Source organism: Rhizobium leguminosarum, from assembly GCF_001679785.1.
Taxonomy (GTDB): domain Bacteria; phylum Pseudomonadota; class Alphaproteobacteria; order Rhizobiales; family Rhizobiaceae; genus Rhizobium; species Rhizobium leguminosarum_R.
Window position 1 is genome coordinate 3,022,604 of the sequence record NZ_CP016286.1, and the last position, 15,683, is coordinate 3,038,286.

Annotated in this window: 12 protein-coding genes and 1 pseudogene; 5 read left to right on the plus strand and 8 right to left on the minus strand. The window is 62.5% G+C overall.

The annotated features are described in order from the left end of the window. Nucleotides 1-65: 65 nt before the first annotated feature. The 3 genes from BA011_RS15020 to BA011_RS15030 all read right to left on the minus strand — a co-directional run bounded on the left by BA011_RS15020 (nt 66) and on the right by BA011_RS15030 (nt 5,435). On the minus strand, nt 66-3,266 hold the full coding sequence (locus tag BA011_RS15020; RefSeq protein WP_025395715.1) for an efflux RND transporter permease subunit: 3,201 nt from the start codon (nt 3,264-3,266) through the stop codon (nt 66-68). 119 nt (nt 3,267-3,385) lie between these two features. Continuing rightward, nucleotides 3,386-4,576, minus strand: coding sequence for an efflux RND transporter periplasmic adaptor subunit (locus BA011_RS15025; RefSeq protein WP_065281045.1), 1,191 nt, complete (start codon nt 4,574-4,576; stop codon nt 3,386-3,388). Between the two features lie 46 nt (nt 4,577-4,622). Continuing rightward, the gene (locus BA011_RS15030) at nt 4,623-5,435 is read right to left on the minus strand and encodes an alpha/beta hydrolase fold domain-containing protein (RefSeq protein ID WP_026158832.1); all 813 of its coding nucleotides are present in this window, start codon (nt 5,433-5,435) and stop codon (nt 4,623-4,625) included. A 163-nt stretch (nt 5,436-5,598) separates the two neighbouring features. Between BA011_RS15030 and BA011_RS15035 the strand changes: the two genes are divergently transcribed. Further along, complete coding sequence (locus tag BA011_RS15035; RefSeq protein WP_065281046.1) at nt 5,599-6,510, plus strand: LysR family transcriptional regulator; 912 nt, start codon at nt 5,599-5,601, stop codon at nt 6,508-6,510. Between the two features lie 266 nt (nt 6,511-6,776). On the opposite strand, the gene BA011_RS15040 is transcribed toward BA011_RS15035, so the two are convergent. Both BA011_RS15040 and BA011_RS15045 read right to left on the minus strand, forming a co-directional pair. Then, nucleotides 6,777-7,679: an SDR family oxidoreductase gene (locus BA011_RS15040; protein WP_065281047.1), complete on the minus strand. Its 903-nt coding sequence runs from the start codon at nt 7,677-7,679 to the stop codon at nt 6,777-6,779. Nucleotides 7,680-7,758: 79 nt separating this feature from the next. After that, nucleotides 7,759-8,502, minus strand: a complete 744-nt coding sequence (locus BA011_RS15045; protein WP_065281048.1) for an SDR family oxidoreductase — start codon at nt 8,500-8,502, stop codon at nt 7,759-7,761. Nucleotides 8,503-8,621: 119 nt separating this feature from the next. Between BA011_RS15045 and BA011_RS15050 the strand changes: the two genes are divergently transcribed. From BA011_RS15050 to BA011_RS15060, 3 genes are read left to right on the plus strand one after another with little or no spacing between them, the layout of a single operon-like run. After that, nucleotides 8,622-9,530 carry a LysR family transcriptional regulator gene (locus BA011_RS15050; protein WP_065282550.1) on the plus strand — a complete coding sequence of 303 codons (909 nt, stop codon included), beginning with the start codon at nt 8,622-8,624 and terminating at the stop codon, nt 9,528-9,530. A 54-nt stretch (nt 9,531-9,584) separates the two neighbouring features. Beyond that, on the plus strand, nt 9,585-9,899 hold the full coding sequence (locus BA011_RS15055) for a hypothetical protein (RefSeq protein WP_012758722.1): 315 nt from the start codon (nt 9,585-9,587) through the stop codon (nt 9,897-9,899). Nucleotides 9,900-9,952: 53 nt separating this feature from the next. Further along, the gene (locus BA011_RS15060; protein WP_065281049.1) at nt 9,953-10,570 is read left to right on the plus strand and encodes a DNA-3-methyladenine glycosylase; all 618 of its coding nucleotides are present in this window, start codon (nt 9,953-9,955) and stop codon (nt 10,568-10,570) included. 58 nt (nt 10,571-10,628) lie between these two features. On the opposite strand, the gene BA011_RS15065 is transcribed toward BA011_RS15060, so the two are convergent. The 3 genes and pseudogenes from BA011_RS15065 to BA011_RS15075 form a co-directional block, all read right to left on the minus strand. Further along, nucleotides 10,629-12,170 (minus strand): DHA2 family efflux MFS transporter permease subunit, encoded by a 1,542-nt coding sequence (locus BA011_RS15065; protein ID WP_065281050.1) that lies wholly within the window; start codon nt 12,168-12,170, stop codon nt 10,629-10,631. Next, nucleotides 12,163-13,391: pseudogene (locus BA011_RS15070) on the minus strand (HlyD family secretion protein). The gene BA011_RS15065 and the pseudogene BA011_RS15070 overlap by 8 nt, the downstream one beginning before the upstream one ends. Continuing rightward, complete coding sequence (locus BA011_RS15075) at nt 13,384-13,848, minus strand: MarR family winged helix-turn-helix transcriptional regulator (protein WP_065281052.1); 465 nt, start codon at nt 13,846-13,848, stop codon at nt 13,384-13,386. Before BA011_RS15075 ends, BA011_RS15070 begins: the two are co-directional and overlap by 8 nt. Nucleotides 13,849-14,094: 246 nt before the next feature. Here BA011_RS15075 and BA011_RS15080 point away from each other — a divergent pair, with 246 nt between their 5' ends. Further along, entirely contained in the window at nt 14,095-15,639 is a 1,545-nt protein-coding gene (locus BA011_RS15080; RefSeq protein ID WP_065281053.1) for a cation:proton antiporter, read from the plus strand. The last annotated feature ends 44 nt before the right edge of the window (nt 15,640-15,683 follow it).

Genomic DNA, 15,683 nt, shown 5'->3' on the forward strand with positions numbered 1-15,683 from the left:
AAACGATACGGGCGAGAACCGAAGTTCCCGCCCGATTTACTCGACAAAGGAAGGTTGAATTCCGTTTATTCCGCTGCGAGCCGGATGACCTCCGCCTCTTCTTCCTTGTGTTCGTCCGGCTTGTGCTGGATGAGCGGACGGTTGCCCGTCAGCCGCCGCAGCAGCACATAGAACACCGGCGTCATGAAGATGCCGAAGAAGGTCACGCCGATCATGCCCGAGAAGACCGCGACACCCATGGCCGCACGCATTTCCGCGCCGGCGCCTGTGGAGACGACGAGCGGCACGACACCCATGATGAAGGCGAGCGAGGTCATGAGGATCGGGCGAAGGCGAAGGCGGCTGGCCTCGATCGCGGCCTCCCGCGGTGTCCTTCCCTCGAATTCCAGTTCGCGGGCGAATTCCACGATCAGGATCGCGTTCTTCGCCGATAGACCGACAAGCACCACAAGACCGATCTGGGTGAAGATGTTGTTGTCTCCACCGGTGAGCCAGACGCCGGTCAGCGCCGCCAGCACGCCCATCGGCACGATCATGATGATCGCAAGCGGCAGCGTCAGGCTTTCATACTGGGCGGCCAGCACCAGGAAGACGAGCAACAGTGCCAGGGGGAAGACGACGATGCTCGAATTGCCGGCCAGGATCTGCTGATAGGTCAGATCCGTCCATTCGAAGTCGATGCCCGCAGGCAGGGTCTCGTGAAGGATCTTCTCGATTGCCGCCTGCGCCTGACCCGACGAGAAGCCCGGTGCCGGACCGCCATTGATATCGGCTGCAAGGAAGCCGTTGTAGCGGTTCGCGCGTTCCGGACCGGTGCTCGGTTCCACCTTCAAGAGGGCCGAAAGCGGGATCATCTCACCCGATGCCGACCGGACCTTCAACTGGCCGATATCTTCCGGCTGGGCGCGGAATTTCGCATCGGCCTGCACGCGGACGCTGTAGGTGCGGCCGAAGGCGTTGAAGTCGTTCACATAGAGCGAACCGAGATAGATCTGCAGCGTCTGGAAGACGTCGGTGACGGAAACCCCGAGCTGCTCGGCCTTGGCACGGTCGAGATCGGCATAGAGCTGCGGCACGTTGATCTGGAAGCTGGAGAACAGCCCGGCGAGCTCAGGCGCCTGGTAGGCTTTTGCAAGCACGGCCTTGGTCGCTTCGTCGAGCGCCTGGTTGCCGAGGCCGGCACGATCCTCGATCTGCAGCTTGAAACCGCCCGTCGTGCCGAGACCATTGACCGGCGGCGGCGGGAACATGGCTATGAAGGCATCCTGGATGACGCCGAACTTCTGGTTCAGCGCCATGGCGATTGCGCCGCCCGAGAGATCAGGCGTCTTGCGCTCTTCGAAGTCCTTCAGCGTCACGAAGACGATGCCGGCATTCGAGGAGTTGGTGAAGCCGTTGATCGACAGACCCGGGAAGGCAATCGCATTGGCAACGCCCGGCTGCGCCAGCGCGATGTCGGTCATGCGCTTGATGACGTCTTCCGTGCGGTCGAGGCTTGCGGCATCCGGCAACTGGGCAAAGCCGATCAAATACTGCTTGTCCTGCGACGGCACGAAGCCGCCCGGGACCGTGCTGAACAGGCTGTAGGTCGCACCGACCAGCGCCAGATAGATCACCATAACGATGCTCTTGCGCGACAACAGCCCGCCAACGCCCTTGCCGTAGGCATTTGAGCCCGCGCCGAAGACACGGTTGAAGCCCCGGAAAAACCAGCCGAAGATAGCGTCCATGAACCGCGTCAGCCAATCCTTCGGCTGATCATGGCTCTTCAGGAGAAGGGCTGCCAGCGCCGGAGACAGGGTGAGCGAGTTGAAGGCCGAGATGACGGTGGAGATCGCGATCGTCAGCGCGAACTGGCGGTAGAACTGACCCGACAGACCGGAGATGAAAGCAAGTGGCACGAAGACGGCGACGAGCACCAGCGCGATCGCGATGATCGGACCGGAGACTTCCCTCATCGCCTTGTAGGTGGCAGCCCGCGGCGACAGGCCTTCCTCGATATTGCGCTCGACGTTTTCGACCACCACGATCGCGTCGTCGACGACGATACCGATCGCAAGCACCAGTCCGAACAGACTGAGCGCGTTGATCGAGAAGCCGAAGACATACATGACCGCGAAAGTGCCGATGATCGAGACAGGAACGGCGATCAACGGGATGATCGAGGCGCGCCACGTCTGCAGGAACAGGATGACGACGAGGACGACGAGCGCGATGGCTTCGAGCAGCGTGTCGATGACCTTCTCGATCGAGGCCCGCACGAATTTCGTCGTATCGTAGACGATCTCGTATTTGACGCCCTCAGGCATGGCGAGCTGCAGCTGATCCATGGTCGCGTTCACATTGTCCGCAATCTCGATCGCGTTCGAACCGGGCGCCTGAAGAACGGCGACGGCGACGGCCGGCTTGCCGTCGAGCAGCGAACGCAGCGTGTAGTCCGCAGCACCGAGCTCGATGCGGGCGACATCGCGAAGGCGGGTGATCTCGCCATTGGCGCCCGTCTTGACGATGATGTTGCCGAACTCCTCGGGCGTGCGCAGGCGGCCCTGGGCGTTGACGTTAAGCTGCAGGTCCACACCGGGCTGGCTCGGCGATGCGCCGATGATACCGGCGGCGGCCTGGATGTTCTGGGAACTGATCGCGCTGCTGATGTCGCTGGCGGCAAGATTGTGCTCGGCGGCCTTCTGTGGGTCGATCCAGACACGCATGGAATAGTCGCCGGCGCCGAAGACCTGCACCTGACCGACGCCTGCAATGCGGGCGAGTCGATCCTTGACGTTCAGGGTCGCGTAATTGCGAAGATAGGTGATGTCGTGATTGTTCCCGTCGGAGACGAGGTTGACGACCATGATGAAGTTGGGTGAGCTCTTGACTGTCGTGATGCCGAGCGAACGGACTTCCGCCGGCAGGCGGGGCTCGGCCTGTGAAACGCGGTTCTGCACGAGCTGCTGCGCTTTGTCGGGGTCGGTGCCGAGCTTGAAGGTAACGGTGACGTTGAGCACGCCGTCCGATGTCGCCTGGCTGGCCATATAGAGCATGCCTTCGACGCCGTTGATCTGCTCTTCGAGCGGCGTCGCCACCGTTTCGGCGATGACGCTTGGGTTGGCGCCGGGATAGGTAGCGCGCACGACGATCGACGGCGGCACGACCTCCGGATATTCGGAAATCGGCAGCGCGCGCAGGCCGATCAGGCCGGCAACCAGGATGAGGACCGAAAGAACGCCGGCAAAGACCGGGCGGTCGACAAAGAATCTGGAGATGTTCATATCAAAGCCCTCTCCGGGGTGAACATGGATGCAAAGTCCCTCTCCGGCGGTTTGGGAGCCGCCGGCGGGTCGTATCATTTCGAGTATTGGCCCTCCCCCTCAGGGGAAGGCGAAAGTCTTTACTGCGCGGTCGCGACCTTCTCTTCCATCTGAGGCACGACGACTGCGCCTGGACGGATGCGCTGCAGACCGTTGACGACGATCTTCTCGCCGACGTTCAGGCCGCCATCGACCACCCGCTGACCGTCAGCCACTGTGCCGAGCTGGACCTGCCGATAGGCGACCTTGTTCTCGCCATCGACGACGAAGACGAACTTCTTGTCCTGGTCCGTGCCGACGGCGCGGTCACTGATGACGATCTTGTTCTCGGCCTTCGGCTGGCCCATGCGCACCCGCACGAACTGGCCGGGGATGAGACGCCCGCCCGGATTATCGAAGACGGCGCGAACGCCGATCGTGCCGCTTGATGCATCGACCTCGTTGTCGATCAGTTGCAGCTTGCCCTTGATCGGCGTGCCGCTGTCGGTCAGCGTACCGACTTCGACCGGGATCTGCTCGACGGGAGGCAGGGCGCTGTCCGTCTGCGGAAGCTGGGCGAGCGCCCGCGTCACCATCTCTTCGCTGGCATTGAAGCTCGCATAGATCGGATCGACCGAAACGAGCGTCGTCAGCGCCGGCGAGGCCGACCCGGCCGCAACAAGGTTACCGGCGGTCACCTCGATCTTGCCGATGCGGCCGGAAACCGGAGCCCGCACTTGAGTGTAATCGAGATCGAGCTGGGCAGACTGCAGTGCGGCCTGCGCCGAACGCAGCCCCGCCTGAGCCTCGGCCAGCGAACTCTGGCGCTGATCGAGATCGCTCTGGGAGATGGTGCGGTTGTCGGAAAGCCTGCGGCCGCGATCGAGTTCGGTCTGCGCCAGGCTGACTTTGGCTTCGGCCGAAGCGACCTGGCCTTGCGCCTGCGCCACGCTCGCCTGGTAGGGAGCCGGGTCGATGGTGAAGAGCAGGTCGCCCTGCTTGACCAGCGCCCCTTCGCGGAACGCCACCGAAAGGATGGCGCCGGCGACACGGGAACGCACCTGCACCCGGTCGACCGCTTCGAGACGGCCGGAGAAACTTTCCCAGGCCGTCACGTCGCGCGCCGCGACGACGGCAACCGTCACCGGCACAGCGGGAGCCTGCGCGGGGGCGGAAGCAGCCGTAGCGGTCGTGCTCATCGGCAATTCGAAAAACAATGCAGCGCCGGAAATGGACGCAATAAGGGCTATGCCGGCGCCCATCAGGGCCCAGCGCTTACTTCTGGACGTCATTAGTACTCTCCTTGCGGCTCTAAGCCGCCGAAATATCAGGTCTTCTTCAATGCAATTGCGGTTGGACGCTTACCTCCCGAAGGAAGCTTCCGAAATGGCGGCTGACGTTTTCCTGCCAGTCCGGCACTCCCTCGGATTTCCCACCATAAATCGAGGGCCAGCCCGTCCCGGCGGGAAGGACATGCTGGCGCACACCGACGCCGGCCTGTTTCAGGCGGACACCGTAACCAATCGTTTCGTCGTGCAGAGGATCATCCTCGGCGGTAAATATCAGCGCCGGCGCGACGCCTGAAATACGCGAACAGAGGCAAGGCGCCGCATAAGGGTGGCAACCGCCGCCGCTCAGATAGTGGCTCCAACCTTCCGTCCAGCGCTGGCGCATGCCGATGGCTTCAGCCTTGCGGATCGAGGACGTGCCCATGAAGGGATCGAGCAGCGGCGAAATCAAAACCTGGCCGTCGAGCGCGTCCGGCATCTGGTCGCGCGCCTTCAGCGCCACGCCGGCGGCAACATTGCCGCCCGCCTCCTCGCCGGCGACGAAGAGCAGCGACTTGCGGTCGCCGAGACCGGCGCGTTTGTTGGCGAGATAGGTGAAAACGGAGAAAGAGACTTCCAGCGCCTTTGGAAACAGATTGCCGGAAAGGCTGCTGTAATCGGCGGCAACGACGATGGCACCGGCCTTGGCAAGGCTCATCGCCACCGGCCGGTCGACGTGTTTGTCGCTATCCAGAAAGGCGCCGCCATGCAGGTAAAGCACGATCGGCGGACCCTTGCCGTAATCGGCGCCCTGGTAGATGCGTGCGGAAACGGGGCCGATGGCCACCTTATCCAGCATCATATCTTTCCATTCCACCGTCATGCTTCCGGTCTCTTTATGTCAGCGACAAGCAGACAACGGCCGCCGCTTGCATTTCACACAAAAAAGATATTGTTATTCCAACCAAGGAATAAGAAGCTATAACGCGATAACACTGTTCCAGATCTCGAACAATGGTGCAACGCAAACTGCGGATTTGAAACCGATGGATCAGCTCTCGGCAATGCGCGTCTTCATTCGTGTCGTGGAGACGGGCAATTTCACCCGCGCCGCCGACATGCTCGCCATGCCCAAGGCGACGGTGACCAATCTCATCCAGGGCCTGGAAGCGCATCTGCGCACCAAGCTTTTGAATCGGACCACGCGCCGGGTCATGGTGACCACGGACGGCGCGCTTTATTACGAACGCGCCGCCCAGATCATTTCGGAACTGGAGGAGCTTGATGGCAGCCTCTCCAATTCGCAGAGCTTGCCGAGCGGACGGCTGCGTGTCGAGATGGCCGGCGCTTTCGCCGATTGGATCGTCGTTCCGGCACTTTGCGATTTCTATCAGCGTTATCCGGACATCCGCATCGACCTCGGTGTCGGCGACCGCACGGTCGATTATCTTGCAGAAAATGTCGATTGCGCGCTACGCGCCGGCACGCCGACCGACCAGTCGCTGATTGCGCGGCGCGTCTCCGAAGTCGAGATGATCACCTGCGCCTCTCCGGACTACATCCAGAAATTCGGCATGCCCGAGCGGCCCGAGGATCTGGAGGCGGATCATTACACGGTCAACTATTTTCGCGCCCAGAACAACCGGACGCTGCCTTTCGAATTCCGCCGGCACAACGAGGTGATCGAGACCAGTCCGCGTTACATCGCCTCGGTCAACGATAGCCGCACCTATCTGACGGCGGCGCTGACGGGCCTCGGCATCGCGCAGGTGCCGATCTTCATGGCGCGCGAGCCGATGGCAAGGGGCGAACTCATTCGCGTGCTGCCGGATTGGCGCCGCGATCCGCTGCCGCTTTACGTCGTCTATCCGCCGAACCGCCACCTCAGCAACAAGGTGCGCGTCTTCGTCGACTGGCTGGTGAAACTTCTGGTCGAGGCGAGACTGAACGACGTCTGAGCGCCAAGGCAAATACGGCCCGGAAGGCGGGGGAAACCTTCGACGGGCCGCAATCTGCAACTTTGAACATCAAGCCTGTCGCACCGTAGCAGGGGCGGCAGGCTCTGGAGGTTCGCAAAGAGAACGGCAGGGAATTCCGCTCTCTCGCGATGGAGCAGATATACGCACTCCCTGCAGGATTATAAGGGAAAATACCGCAATCGCGTTCACATATTTGCGATGACGGCTTGGCTCCCATGTTACCGCGCGCGGTGGCGGACCGGGTTTCAATCCGCAACGACCGGCTTCAGTGAGTCCTCGAGGCCGATGCGGCGGAACAATTCCGCCCGGACACGGTCGGCGACGCCGTTGACGATCTCCGCGCCGTCCTCGGACGGATCAATATGGACGCGGAATGGCCGGGTGCCAAACGGCTTGCCGACGACATTGACGATGGCCGCGGCAACCGCGCTGGCATCGGCGTCCGCAGGTTCGAGCGCTGCCAGGCCTTGCAGCGCCTGTTCCGGCACGCCCTTGTAGGGTCCTTCATTGTATTCGGCGGCGCGTGCGGCATCAGCAGGCGAGCCGGAATGAGCGAAATGGTTGGTGCCCTTGGTGAAGGCGCCGGGCACAATGATCGAGGTCTCGATGCCCCAGCGGGTAAGCTCGCCGGCATAGGAGACGGCAAGTGAATCCATCGCCGCCTTGGCGGCAAAGTAGGGCGAGAGATAGGGAGGCGCGCCGCCGCGGCTGCTCGACGACGATACCCAGACCACCAAGCCCCTGCCCTGCCTGCGCAGATGCGGAAGTGCTGCTCGGTTCACGCGCTGGGTGGAGAGCACGTTGATGTCGAAGAGTTCGGCGAACCGTTCCGGCGTGAAGGCTTCGGCCGGACCGAAGGACATATGGCCGGCATTGTGCACGATGACATCAAGGCGGCCCGCATCGACGATGATCCGGGCGACGCCGGCCTCCACTGAAGCGTCGGAAGCGACGTCGAGTTCGACCGAACGCAGATCGACGTTGTTTTCCCTGGCGAATTCAGCAGCATCGGCGACGGCCGGAGCGTTGCGGCGTTCGGTGGCGCGCATGCCGGCATAGACGGTATGGCCGGCCTTTGCGAGGGCGCGGGCGGTAAGAGCGCCGAAACCGCTGGAAGCGCCTGTGATGACGATGACTTGCTTGCTCATGATCGTATTCCTTCCGATCGGGGTTGGTTGGCAAATGGAGAGCTCTGAACGAGCGGCGGCCATAAAGCTGCCGGCTTCGTCAGATCACGCCGCCATTGGCGCGTAGCGTCTGGCCGTTGATCCAGCCGCCGTCCGGGCCGGCGAGGAAGGCAACCGCAGAAGCGATGTCTTCCGGTGTGCCGAGGCGCTCCAGCGGGTTCATCTTCGCCATGCGGGCGATGAGTTCGTCCGACTTGCCGTTGAGAAAAAGCTCGGTGGCGACAGGGCCGGGCGCGATGGCGTTGACCGTGATGTTGCGTCCGCGCATTTCCTTGGCCATGATCGCCGTCAGCGTTTCCACGGCAGCCTTGGTGGCGGCATAGACGCCATAGGTTTCGAGCTTCAGGCCGACGACCGATGTCGAGAAGTTGACGACCCGGCCGCCGTCGCGCAGCCGCTTGGCTGCCTCGCGCAACGTATTGAAGGTGCCCTTCAGATTGACGTCGATCTGGCGGTCGAAATTGGCGTCATCGGCCTCGGCAAGCGCAGAGAGCATCATGATGCCGGCATTGTTGACGAGCACATCGACGCCGCCGAAAGCGGTTTCCGCGGCATCGAACATGCGGCGGACGGCTTCGGCATCGCTGACATCGGCTTTCGCCGTCAGCGCCTTGCCGCCGGCCTGCTCGATCTCCTGGGCCAATTCCTCGGCCGGAGCGGCATTGCCAGAATAATTGATGACGACGGTGAAACCGTCCTTGGCGAGGCGCTCGGCGACCGCCGCGCCGATGCCGCGGGAAGCGCCGGTCACCAGTGCGACCTTACCGTTTTCTTTGGAAGCCATTGTCCTTCTCCTTCATTCTGCGCCGCAGCGCGTTTTCGATGAGGAGAGGATGCGTCTTTTCCTTTTGCGGATAATCGCGCATTATTCCGCATCGCTATCCGGGAATGACGAACAAACAGATGGACAGATTTGACGCCATGCGCGTGTTTTGCCGTGTCGTGGAACGCTGCAGCTTCACGCTTGCCGCCGAGGACACCGGTCTGCCGCGCTCGACCGTCACCGATGCGGTCAAGGGGCTGGAAGCCCGTCTCGGCGTGCGCCTGCTCCAGCGCACGACGCGCCACGTCAGTCCGACGCTTGATGGCGAGGCCCATTACCAACGCTGCCTGTCGATCCTTGCCGATATCGAGGAAGCCGAAGGCGCCTTCGCCGGCGCCAAGCCGAAGGGCATGCTGCGTGTCGACGTGCACGGCACGCTCGCCCGCCATTTCGTGCTGCCGAGCCTGCCGTCCTTCCTGGAGACCTATCCGGAGATCGAATTCTACATGAGCGAGGGCGATCGGCTGGTCGATCTCGTGCGTGAGGGCATTGATTGCGTGCTGCGCGTCGGCACGCCTGGAGATGGCGACATGGTCGCCCGGCGCGTCGCCCTGCTCGATGAGGTGACGCTCGCCTCTCCTGCCTACATCGCCCGCCACGGCCTGCCGCAACATCCCGACCGGCTTGCCGGCCATCGCATGGTCGGCTTCCACTCCAGCGGCACCGGCAGCCCGCTGCCGCTCGAATTCATCGTCGACGGCACGGTGCGTGACATCACCATTCCCGCCACCGTCGCGGTCAACGCCGCCGAAAGCTATATTTCAGCGGCGAGGATGGGTCTCGGCATGATCCAGATCCCGCGCTATCACGCCGAAGAAGACCTTGCCGCGGGAACGCTGGTCCAGATACTGCAGGATTTTCCGCTGACCCCGACACCGGTTTCCCTGCTCTACCCCCGCAACCGCCAGCTTTCGCCACGCGTGCGCGTCTTCATCGACTGGCTGGTGAAGGTCTTTGCTCGACAAAATTCCGAAAACGCGCTTCACTAAAATGCATCTCACTAAAATGCATATTGCTAATGTGAGCGCCCTCGGAGAACGGCCATGGCACTCAACGATATCACCGTCTACCAGACGGAAGACGGCTTCGTCGTCGAATTCGGCGGCGAAGGCGAAGACAGCATTGCCGTGACGCTGCGCAGCACGCCTGAGCTGACGTCGGAAAATGCCGTCTTGCGGGCCAAGGCCCTGCTTGCCGCAGCAATCGAACCTGCCCATGGCGACGGCGCGCGCAGCAAGGATCCCGCTTTGCTCGAAGAAGAGCTGGAAGAGGGCCTGGAAGATTCCTTCCCGGCGAGCGACCCGGTTTCGGTCACATCATCCTCGATCCCGATGCGCGATCCGAATGCCGGCCGCTGATGTCTGTGGCCGAAAAACATGACGCGGTTTCGGGATGACGGCGAGCGCGCTGAATGTTATCTGCGTCGGCCATGACCGATGGTGGAACGATATCAGGTGCGATCGGCACCGGCACGCTCACTGGCGAAAGCCTCAGGAAGTTTTTCGAACGCGATGCGATCGCTGTCTCTCGCGACCTGCTCGGCTGCCATCTGACCGTGAACGGCGTCGGCGGACGCATCACCGAGACCGAAGCCTATTTCCCCGACGACGAGGCCTCGCACAGCTTCCGCGGCCCGACCAAGCGCAACGGCGCCATGTATGGCAAGCCGGGCAACGTCTATATCTACCGCATCTACGGCATGTACTGGTGCCTGAATTTTGTCTGCCATCCGGGCTCGGCTGCACTCATCCGCGCCCTGGAGCCGGAAACGGGAATCCCTCAGATGATGGAGCGGCGCGGCACCGATACGCTGACGTCGCTCTGCAGCGGTCCCGGCAAGCTCTGCCAGGCGCTCGGCATCGACATCGCGATCAATGACAGGCTGCTTGATCGCGCGCCCTATGCGATCGCTCCGTCAGCACCTGTGCCGATCGTCTCGGGAAAACGCATCGGCATTACGAAAAATGCTGAAGCACCATGGCGCTTCGGCGTTCAGGGATCGCGTTTTCTCAGCAAGCCGTTTCGCTAAAGCAATTCCAGGAAAAGTGCGAAGCGGTTTTTCGTCCGGAATTGCGCGAATCTCGAGTTCATTCCATGACGGCGCTGTGGTCGACGGCGGGTGCTGCCTTCGGCTTGCGCAGCAAGAGCACCAGCGGAATGACCGCAAGCGACATCAGCATCAGCAGCTTGAAATCGTCCATATAGGCGATGATTGTCGCTTGCAGCGTGATGATCTCGTTGAGCGAAGCGCGGCCGGCCGCCGTCACCGGGCTGAGCCCCTGCGCCGCCACCGCATTGAAGGCGTGGTTGAACGGCGTCACATAAGCCGCGATCGATTCATGATTGCTCTGCGTGTTCTCGACGATCAGTGCCGAGACGATGGAGATGCCGACCGCCGAGCCGATGTTTCGCGACAGGTTATAGAGACCGGTGCCGTCGCCGCGCATATGGGCGGGCAGCGTGGAAAAGGCGATCGTCGTCAGCGGCACGAACAGAAAGCCGAGGCCGGCGCCCTGGATGAAGCCGACGGAGACGATCGTCCATTGCGAGACGTCGGGCGTCCAGCCGGTCATGTCGTACATCGCCCATGCGGTGAGCCCCAAGCCGAGCGCCAGCAACGCGCGCGTATCGACCTTGCCGACCAGCCGCCCGACGATGAACATGCAGAGCATGGTGCCGAGCCCGCGCGGCCCCATGACGATGCCGGCGGTGATCACGGGGTAGCCCATCAGCGTCTGCAGATAGGGCGTCATCAGCGCCAGCGAGGCGAGATAGGTGATGCCGACCACGAAGATGAAGATCATGCTGATCGAGAAGTTCTGGTCGAGGAACAGCTTCGGATTGACGAAGGATTTCTCCGCCGTCAGCGTATGCACGATCAGCAGATAGAAGGCCGAGGCGCAGATCAACGCCTCGAGCATGATCTCACCGGAAGAGAACCAGTCGAGCTGCTCGCCGCGGTCGAGGAAGAGCTGAAGCGCGGCGATGCCGAGGCTCATCATCCCGAAGCCGAACCAGTCCAGTTTGGCCAGCAGATCCCTCTTGGTCTCGGTGACGAAGACGACGATGCCCATGAAAGCCAGCGCGCCGATCGGCACGTTGATATAAAACACCCAGCGCCAGCTGATATTGTCGGTCAGCCAGCCGCCGATGACAGGCCCAAGCACCGGCCCTACCATGACCGAGACGCCGAATAGGGCCATCGCCGAACCGCGCTCCTCGACCGTATAGATATCCAGCAGGATGCCCTGGGAAAGCGGCACGAGCGATGCGCCGAACAGGCCCTGCAGCAGCCGGAACGCGACGATCTGGTTCAGCGATTGCGCCAGGCCGCAAAGAACGGAGGCCGCCACGAAGCCGGCAATGGCGACGAGCAGCACGCGTTTGCGGCCGAACTTGGCGGCAAGGAAGCCCGACGGCGGCGTCATGATTGCCGCCGCGACGATATAGGAGGTCAGCACCCAGTTGATCTGGTCGGCGGAGGCCGACACGCTGCCCTGGATATAGGGCAGCGCCACGTTGGCGATCGTCGTGTCCAGCGCCTGCATGATGACGGCGAGAATGACGCAGGCCGTGATCGCACCGCGATTGGCAATCGGCGTCGCCGGAGAAGCGGAAGCGTTACTCATGATCCTCGCCCTGAGGCCGGCCCAGAAGCTTGTTGACGAAATCAGGCAGGCCGCGGGCATGACCGGTCTCGACATCAACCACCGTGCTCATGCCGACGCGCAGCGGCGGCTTGCCGTCGGCGTCCTCGATGCTGACGCGCATCGGAATGCGCTGCACGACCTTCACCCAGTTGCCCGTGGTGTTCTGCGCCGGCAGCAGCGAGAAGCTGGAGCCGGAGGCCGGGCTGATGCTCTCGACCTTGCCCTTCCATGTCACGCCGGGATAGGTGTCGACATAGATCTCGGCCGTCTGGCCGGGCTTGACATAAGTTAGCTCGGTTTCCTTCGGGCTGGCGGCGATCCAGAGACGGTTGGTGGCAACAAGCGAGAAGGCCTGCTGCGAAGCCTGCAGGTAGGAGCCGACCTGCAGCGCGTTGACATTGGTGACGATGCCGTCGAACGGCGCCTTGACGACGCTGTGGTCGAGTTCGCGCTGGGCATTGTCGACCTGCGACTTGGCCTGCAGGTAGAGCGGGTTTTCCTCGATCGGCTGGTCGGCATTGCCGCCGAGCTGGGCGAGCGTCGTTGCGGCTTCCGCCTTGGCGACGGCAACCTTCTGCTGCGCGGCTTCCAGATTGTGCTTGGCTTCGTCATAGGCCGACTGCGTCGCGCTGCCGTTGTTGACGAGGTTCTGCTGCCGGTCAAACTGATCCTGATAATAGGGCAGATCGGCTTGCGCCTGCGTGATCTCGGCAAGCGACTGCTGATAGCTGGCCTTGAGATTCATGATCTGGTTGCGCTGCGCGCCGAGCTGCGCCTTGGCGCCATCAAGCGCGATCCTGAAAGAATCCGACCGCAGGCTGAAGAGCACCTGTCCCGCCCTGACCGCCTCGTTCTCATGCACATCGATCTGGTCGACGATACCCGAGACATCGGTGGTAAGCCCGACCATGTCGGCCTGGATATAGGCGTTGTCGGTCGACATCACCTGGCCGCCATTGACGTAATAATAACCGCCGACAATGAGTGCCATCGGCAGCAGGGCAAACAGGATCGGCCGCGTGAGACTGCGCCGGCGGCGGACCTTGTTACCGCCAGGCGCAGCCACGGCGGCAGCCGGCGCTGAATTGGATGAAGGCGCTTCGGCTACCGTTTCCTGCTGTTTCGCTTCGTTTTCTTCGACAGGAGTCTCGGTCTTGGCATTGGCGTCGGCAACGACGCGGAGGGGGATTGATCAGCCATCGTTCGTCTCATTCTCGTCAACCGGGCTGCGGCATGCCTGAATCAGGTTCGTCTTCATTACGGATAGGATGTGGAAAAGCTGCTCGCGCTGCTCGGCCGAAACACTTTGCAGCGCTTCCGCGCGGGTGGTGTCGCCGAGCTCGCGCATTTCGGCAAGCAGCGGGTGCGCCTCCTCGCGCATATAAAGCAACCAGATACGCCGGTCGGTCGGGTGCTGGCGGCGCTCGATCAGCCCGCGTTCGGCGAGCTTGTCGAGAATGCGCACCAGCGTAATCGGCTCGACTTCGAGGATTTCGGCAAGGCCGCCCTGATGGATACCTTCGTTATTCGAGAGATAGGCAAGCGTCTGCCATTGCGACCGTGTCAGCCCAAGGCACTTCGCGCGCTGCTCGAACCGCTTGCGCAGCAGCCGTGCGACGTCGTGGAGAAGGAAACCGAGGGTCGGAGTGGCGTTCATGAAAACCTGTGACCGTTATTTATAAGCATCCTTATAATATCGGTAGATATATTGAGCATGTGCACTGCACAAGCGCATGGACGGCAGATTCAGCAATGGCGGCTAAAATGCCGCAGACCGGGTCAAGCATATCCTGCAGTTTCTCCTTTCGCCGTTTGCAAGCGCCAGCCGGTAGCCGCAGCACAGCTCCGCCCTAATTTTGCGACAGGAACAGCCTCCGCCCGGAGGCGCGCATTGGGGAGCTCGATGGCGTTCTTCGAAAGCATGCTGACGCTGCTGCTGGTGGCGATCGTCTTTCTGCAATTCTCCAGGAAATTCCGGATTCCCTATCCGACAATGCTGGCGATCGCCGGCGTCATTGTCGCGGCCGTGCCCTGGGCGCCCGAGGTTTCAATCGATCCCGAGCTTGCGCTGGCGCTGCTGATCGCGCCCGTGCTCTTCGACGCCGCCTATGATCTGCCGCCGCGAACATTGAGACGCAACTGGCTGCCGCTGTTCTCGCTCGCCGCCATCGCCGTGATCGTGACGGCCGCAGCCGTCGCCACCGTCAGCGTGACGATAGCCGGCCTGCCGGTTGCCGCAGCCGTCGCACTCGGCGCCATCGTCGCGCCGCCGGATGCAGCCGCCGCCACCGCCATGCTCGACCGCTTCACCCTGCCGCGCCAGACCTATGTGATCCTGAAGGGTGAAAGCCTCCTGAACGACGCCGTCGCGCTGCTGATCTTCAGCGCCGCGGTGGCAGCCGCCGCAAGCCCCACCTTCTTCGCCGGCGCCCTGGCGGAGCTGGCGCTCGCCGTGCCTGGCGGCCTCATCCTCGGTTATCTCCTGGGCCGTCTCTACATGGTCGTCGGTCTGAGGCTCGCCGGCACGCTTGGCGGCACCTTACTCGAATTCGTCGCCACTTTCGGCACGTGGATCATCGCCGAGCGGCTGCACCTTTCGGCAATTCTGGCGATCGTCGTCTATGCGATGGTGATCGCCCGCTACATGCCCGAGCGGCAGACGGCCCGCCACCGCATTCATTCCTATTCGGTCTGGGAAGCCGCGGTCTTTCTGCTCAACGTGCTCGCTTTCCTGCTGATGGGCCTGCAGGCCCGCCAGATCGTCCTCGACCTCGATCCCGGCCGCCTGAATTTCGCGATCACCTTCGCCGCCATGGTCTTCGTCACCGTCATCGTCGTCCGCCTGGCCTGGGTGCTCTTCTATAATCGCGTCATCAACTTTCTCGCCGCGCGCGGACGCACGACACAAGCCGTTCCGACCTTCGCCACCAGCCTGCTTGCCGGCTGGTGCGGCATGCGCGGCCTCGTCACGCTGGCAACTGCGCTCGCTTTGCCGATCGACTTTCCCGATCGCGATATCATCCTGCTCAGCGCGCTCGCCGTCGTTCTCGGCACGCTCATCGTCCAGGGCCTGACGCTCGGGCCGCTGATCCGTTACCTGAAATTCGACCCGGACACCTCCCTGGACCGCGACCTCGCCAGAGCCCGAGTCACGTTGATCGATGCGGCCCTTGCCGAACTCGCTGGCGGCGAGGACAAATCCACCCGCATCCTGCGCGACGTCTACACCTCCGAGCGCGAAATCGCCGCTGACGGAAAACACCCGCGCGAGGTCAGCAGGCTCGACAAGCAGCGCCGCAACGTCATCGTCGCGAAACGCCGCAGATTGGCAGCGATGCGCCGCGCTGACGAGATCGACGATGATGTCTTTCACATGCTGGAACAGGAGCTCGACTGGGCCGAACTCGCCGCCCTGCCGCCCGGCAGAGACGAGATCGTCGAGAGCTGATGCCCTCTGTGACGTTTTGATGGATTCCGGAATCGTTACCAATT

Coding starts and splice junctions, on each gene's coding strand:
- BA011_RS15020 (WP_025395715.1), bottom strand. CDS start 3,266: ATGAACATCTCCAGATTCTTTGTCGACCGCCCGGTCTTTGCCGGCGTT.
- BA011_RS15025 (WP_065281045.1), bottom strand. CDS start 4,576: ATGACGTCCAGAAGTAAGCGCTGGGCCCTGATGGGCGCCGGCATAGCC.
- BA011_RS15030 (WP_026158832.1), bottom strand. CDS start 5,435: ATGACGGTGGAATGGAAAGATATGATGCTGGATAAGGTGGCCATCGGC.
- BA011_RS15035 (WP_065281046.1), top strand. CDS start 5,599: ATGGATCAGCTCTCGGCAATGCGCGTCTTCATTCGTGTCGTGGAGACG.
- BA011_RS15040 (WP_065281047.1), bottom strand. CDS start 7,679: ATGAGCAAGCAAGTCATCGTCATCACAGGCGCTTCCAGCGGTTTCGGC.
- BA011_RS15045 (WP_065281048.1), bottom strand. CDS start 8,502: ATGGCTTCCAAAGAAAACGGTAAGGTCGCACTGGTGACCGGCGCTTCC.
- BA011_RS15050 (WP_065282550.1), top strand. CDS start 8,622: ATGGACAGATTTGACGCCATGCGCGTGTTTTGCCGTGTCGTGGAACGC.
- BA011_RS15055 (WP_012758722.1), top strand. CDS start 9,585: ATGGCACTCAACGATATCACCGTCTACCAGACGGAAGACGGCTTCGTC.
- BA011_RS15060 (WP_065281049.1), top strand. CDS start 9,953: ATGTTATCTGCGTCGGCCATGACCGATGGTGGAACGATATCAGGTGCG.
- BA011_RS15065 (WP_065281050.1), bottom strand. CDS start 12,170: ATGAGTAACGCTTCCGCTTCTCCGGCGACGCCGATTGCCAATCGCGGT.
- BA011_RS15075 (WP_065281052.1), bottom strand. CDS start 13,848: ATGAACGCCACTCCGACCCTCGGTTTCCTTCTCCACGACGTCGCACGG.
- BA011_RS15080 (WP_065281053.1), top strand. CDS start 14,095: ATGGCGTTCTTCGAAAGCATGCTGACGCTGCTGCTGGTGGCGATCGTC.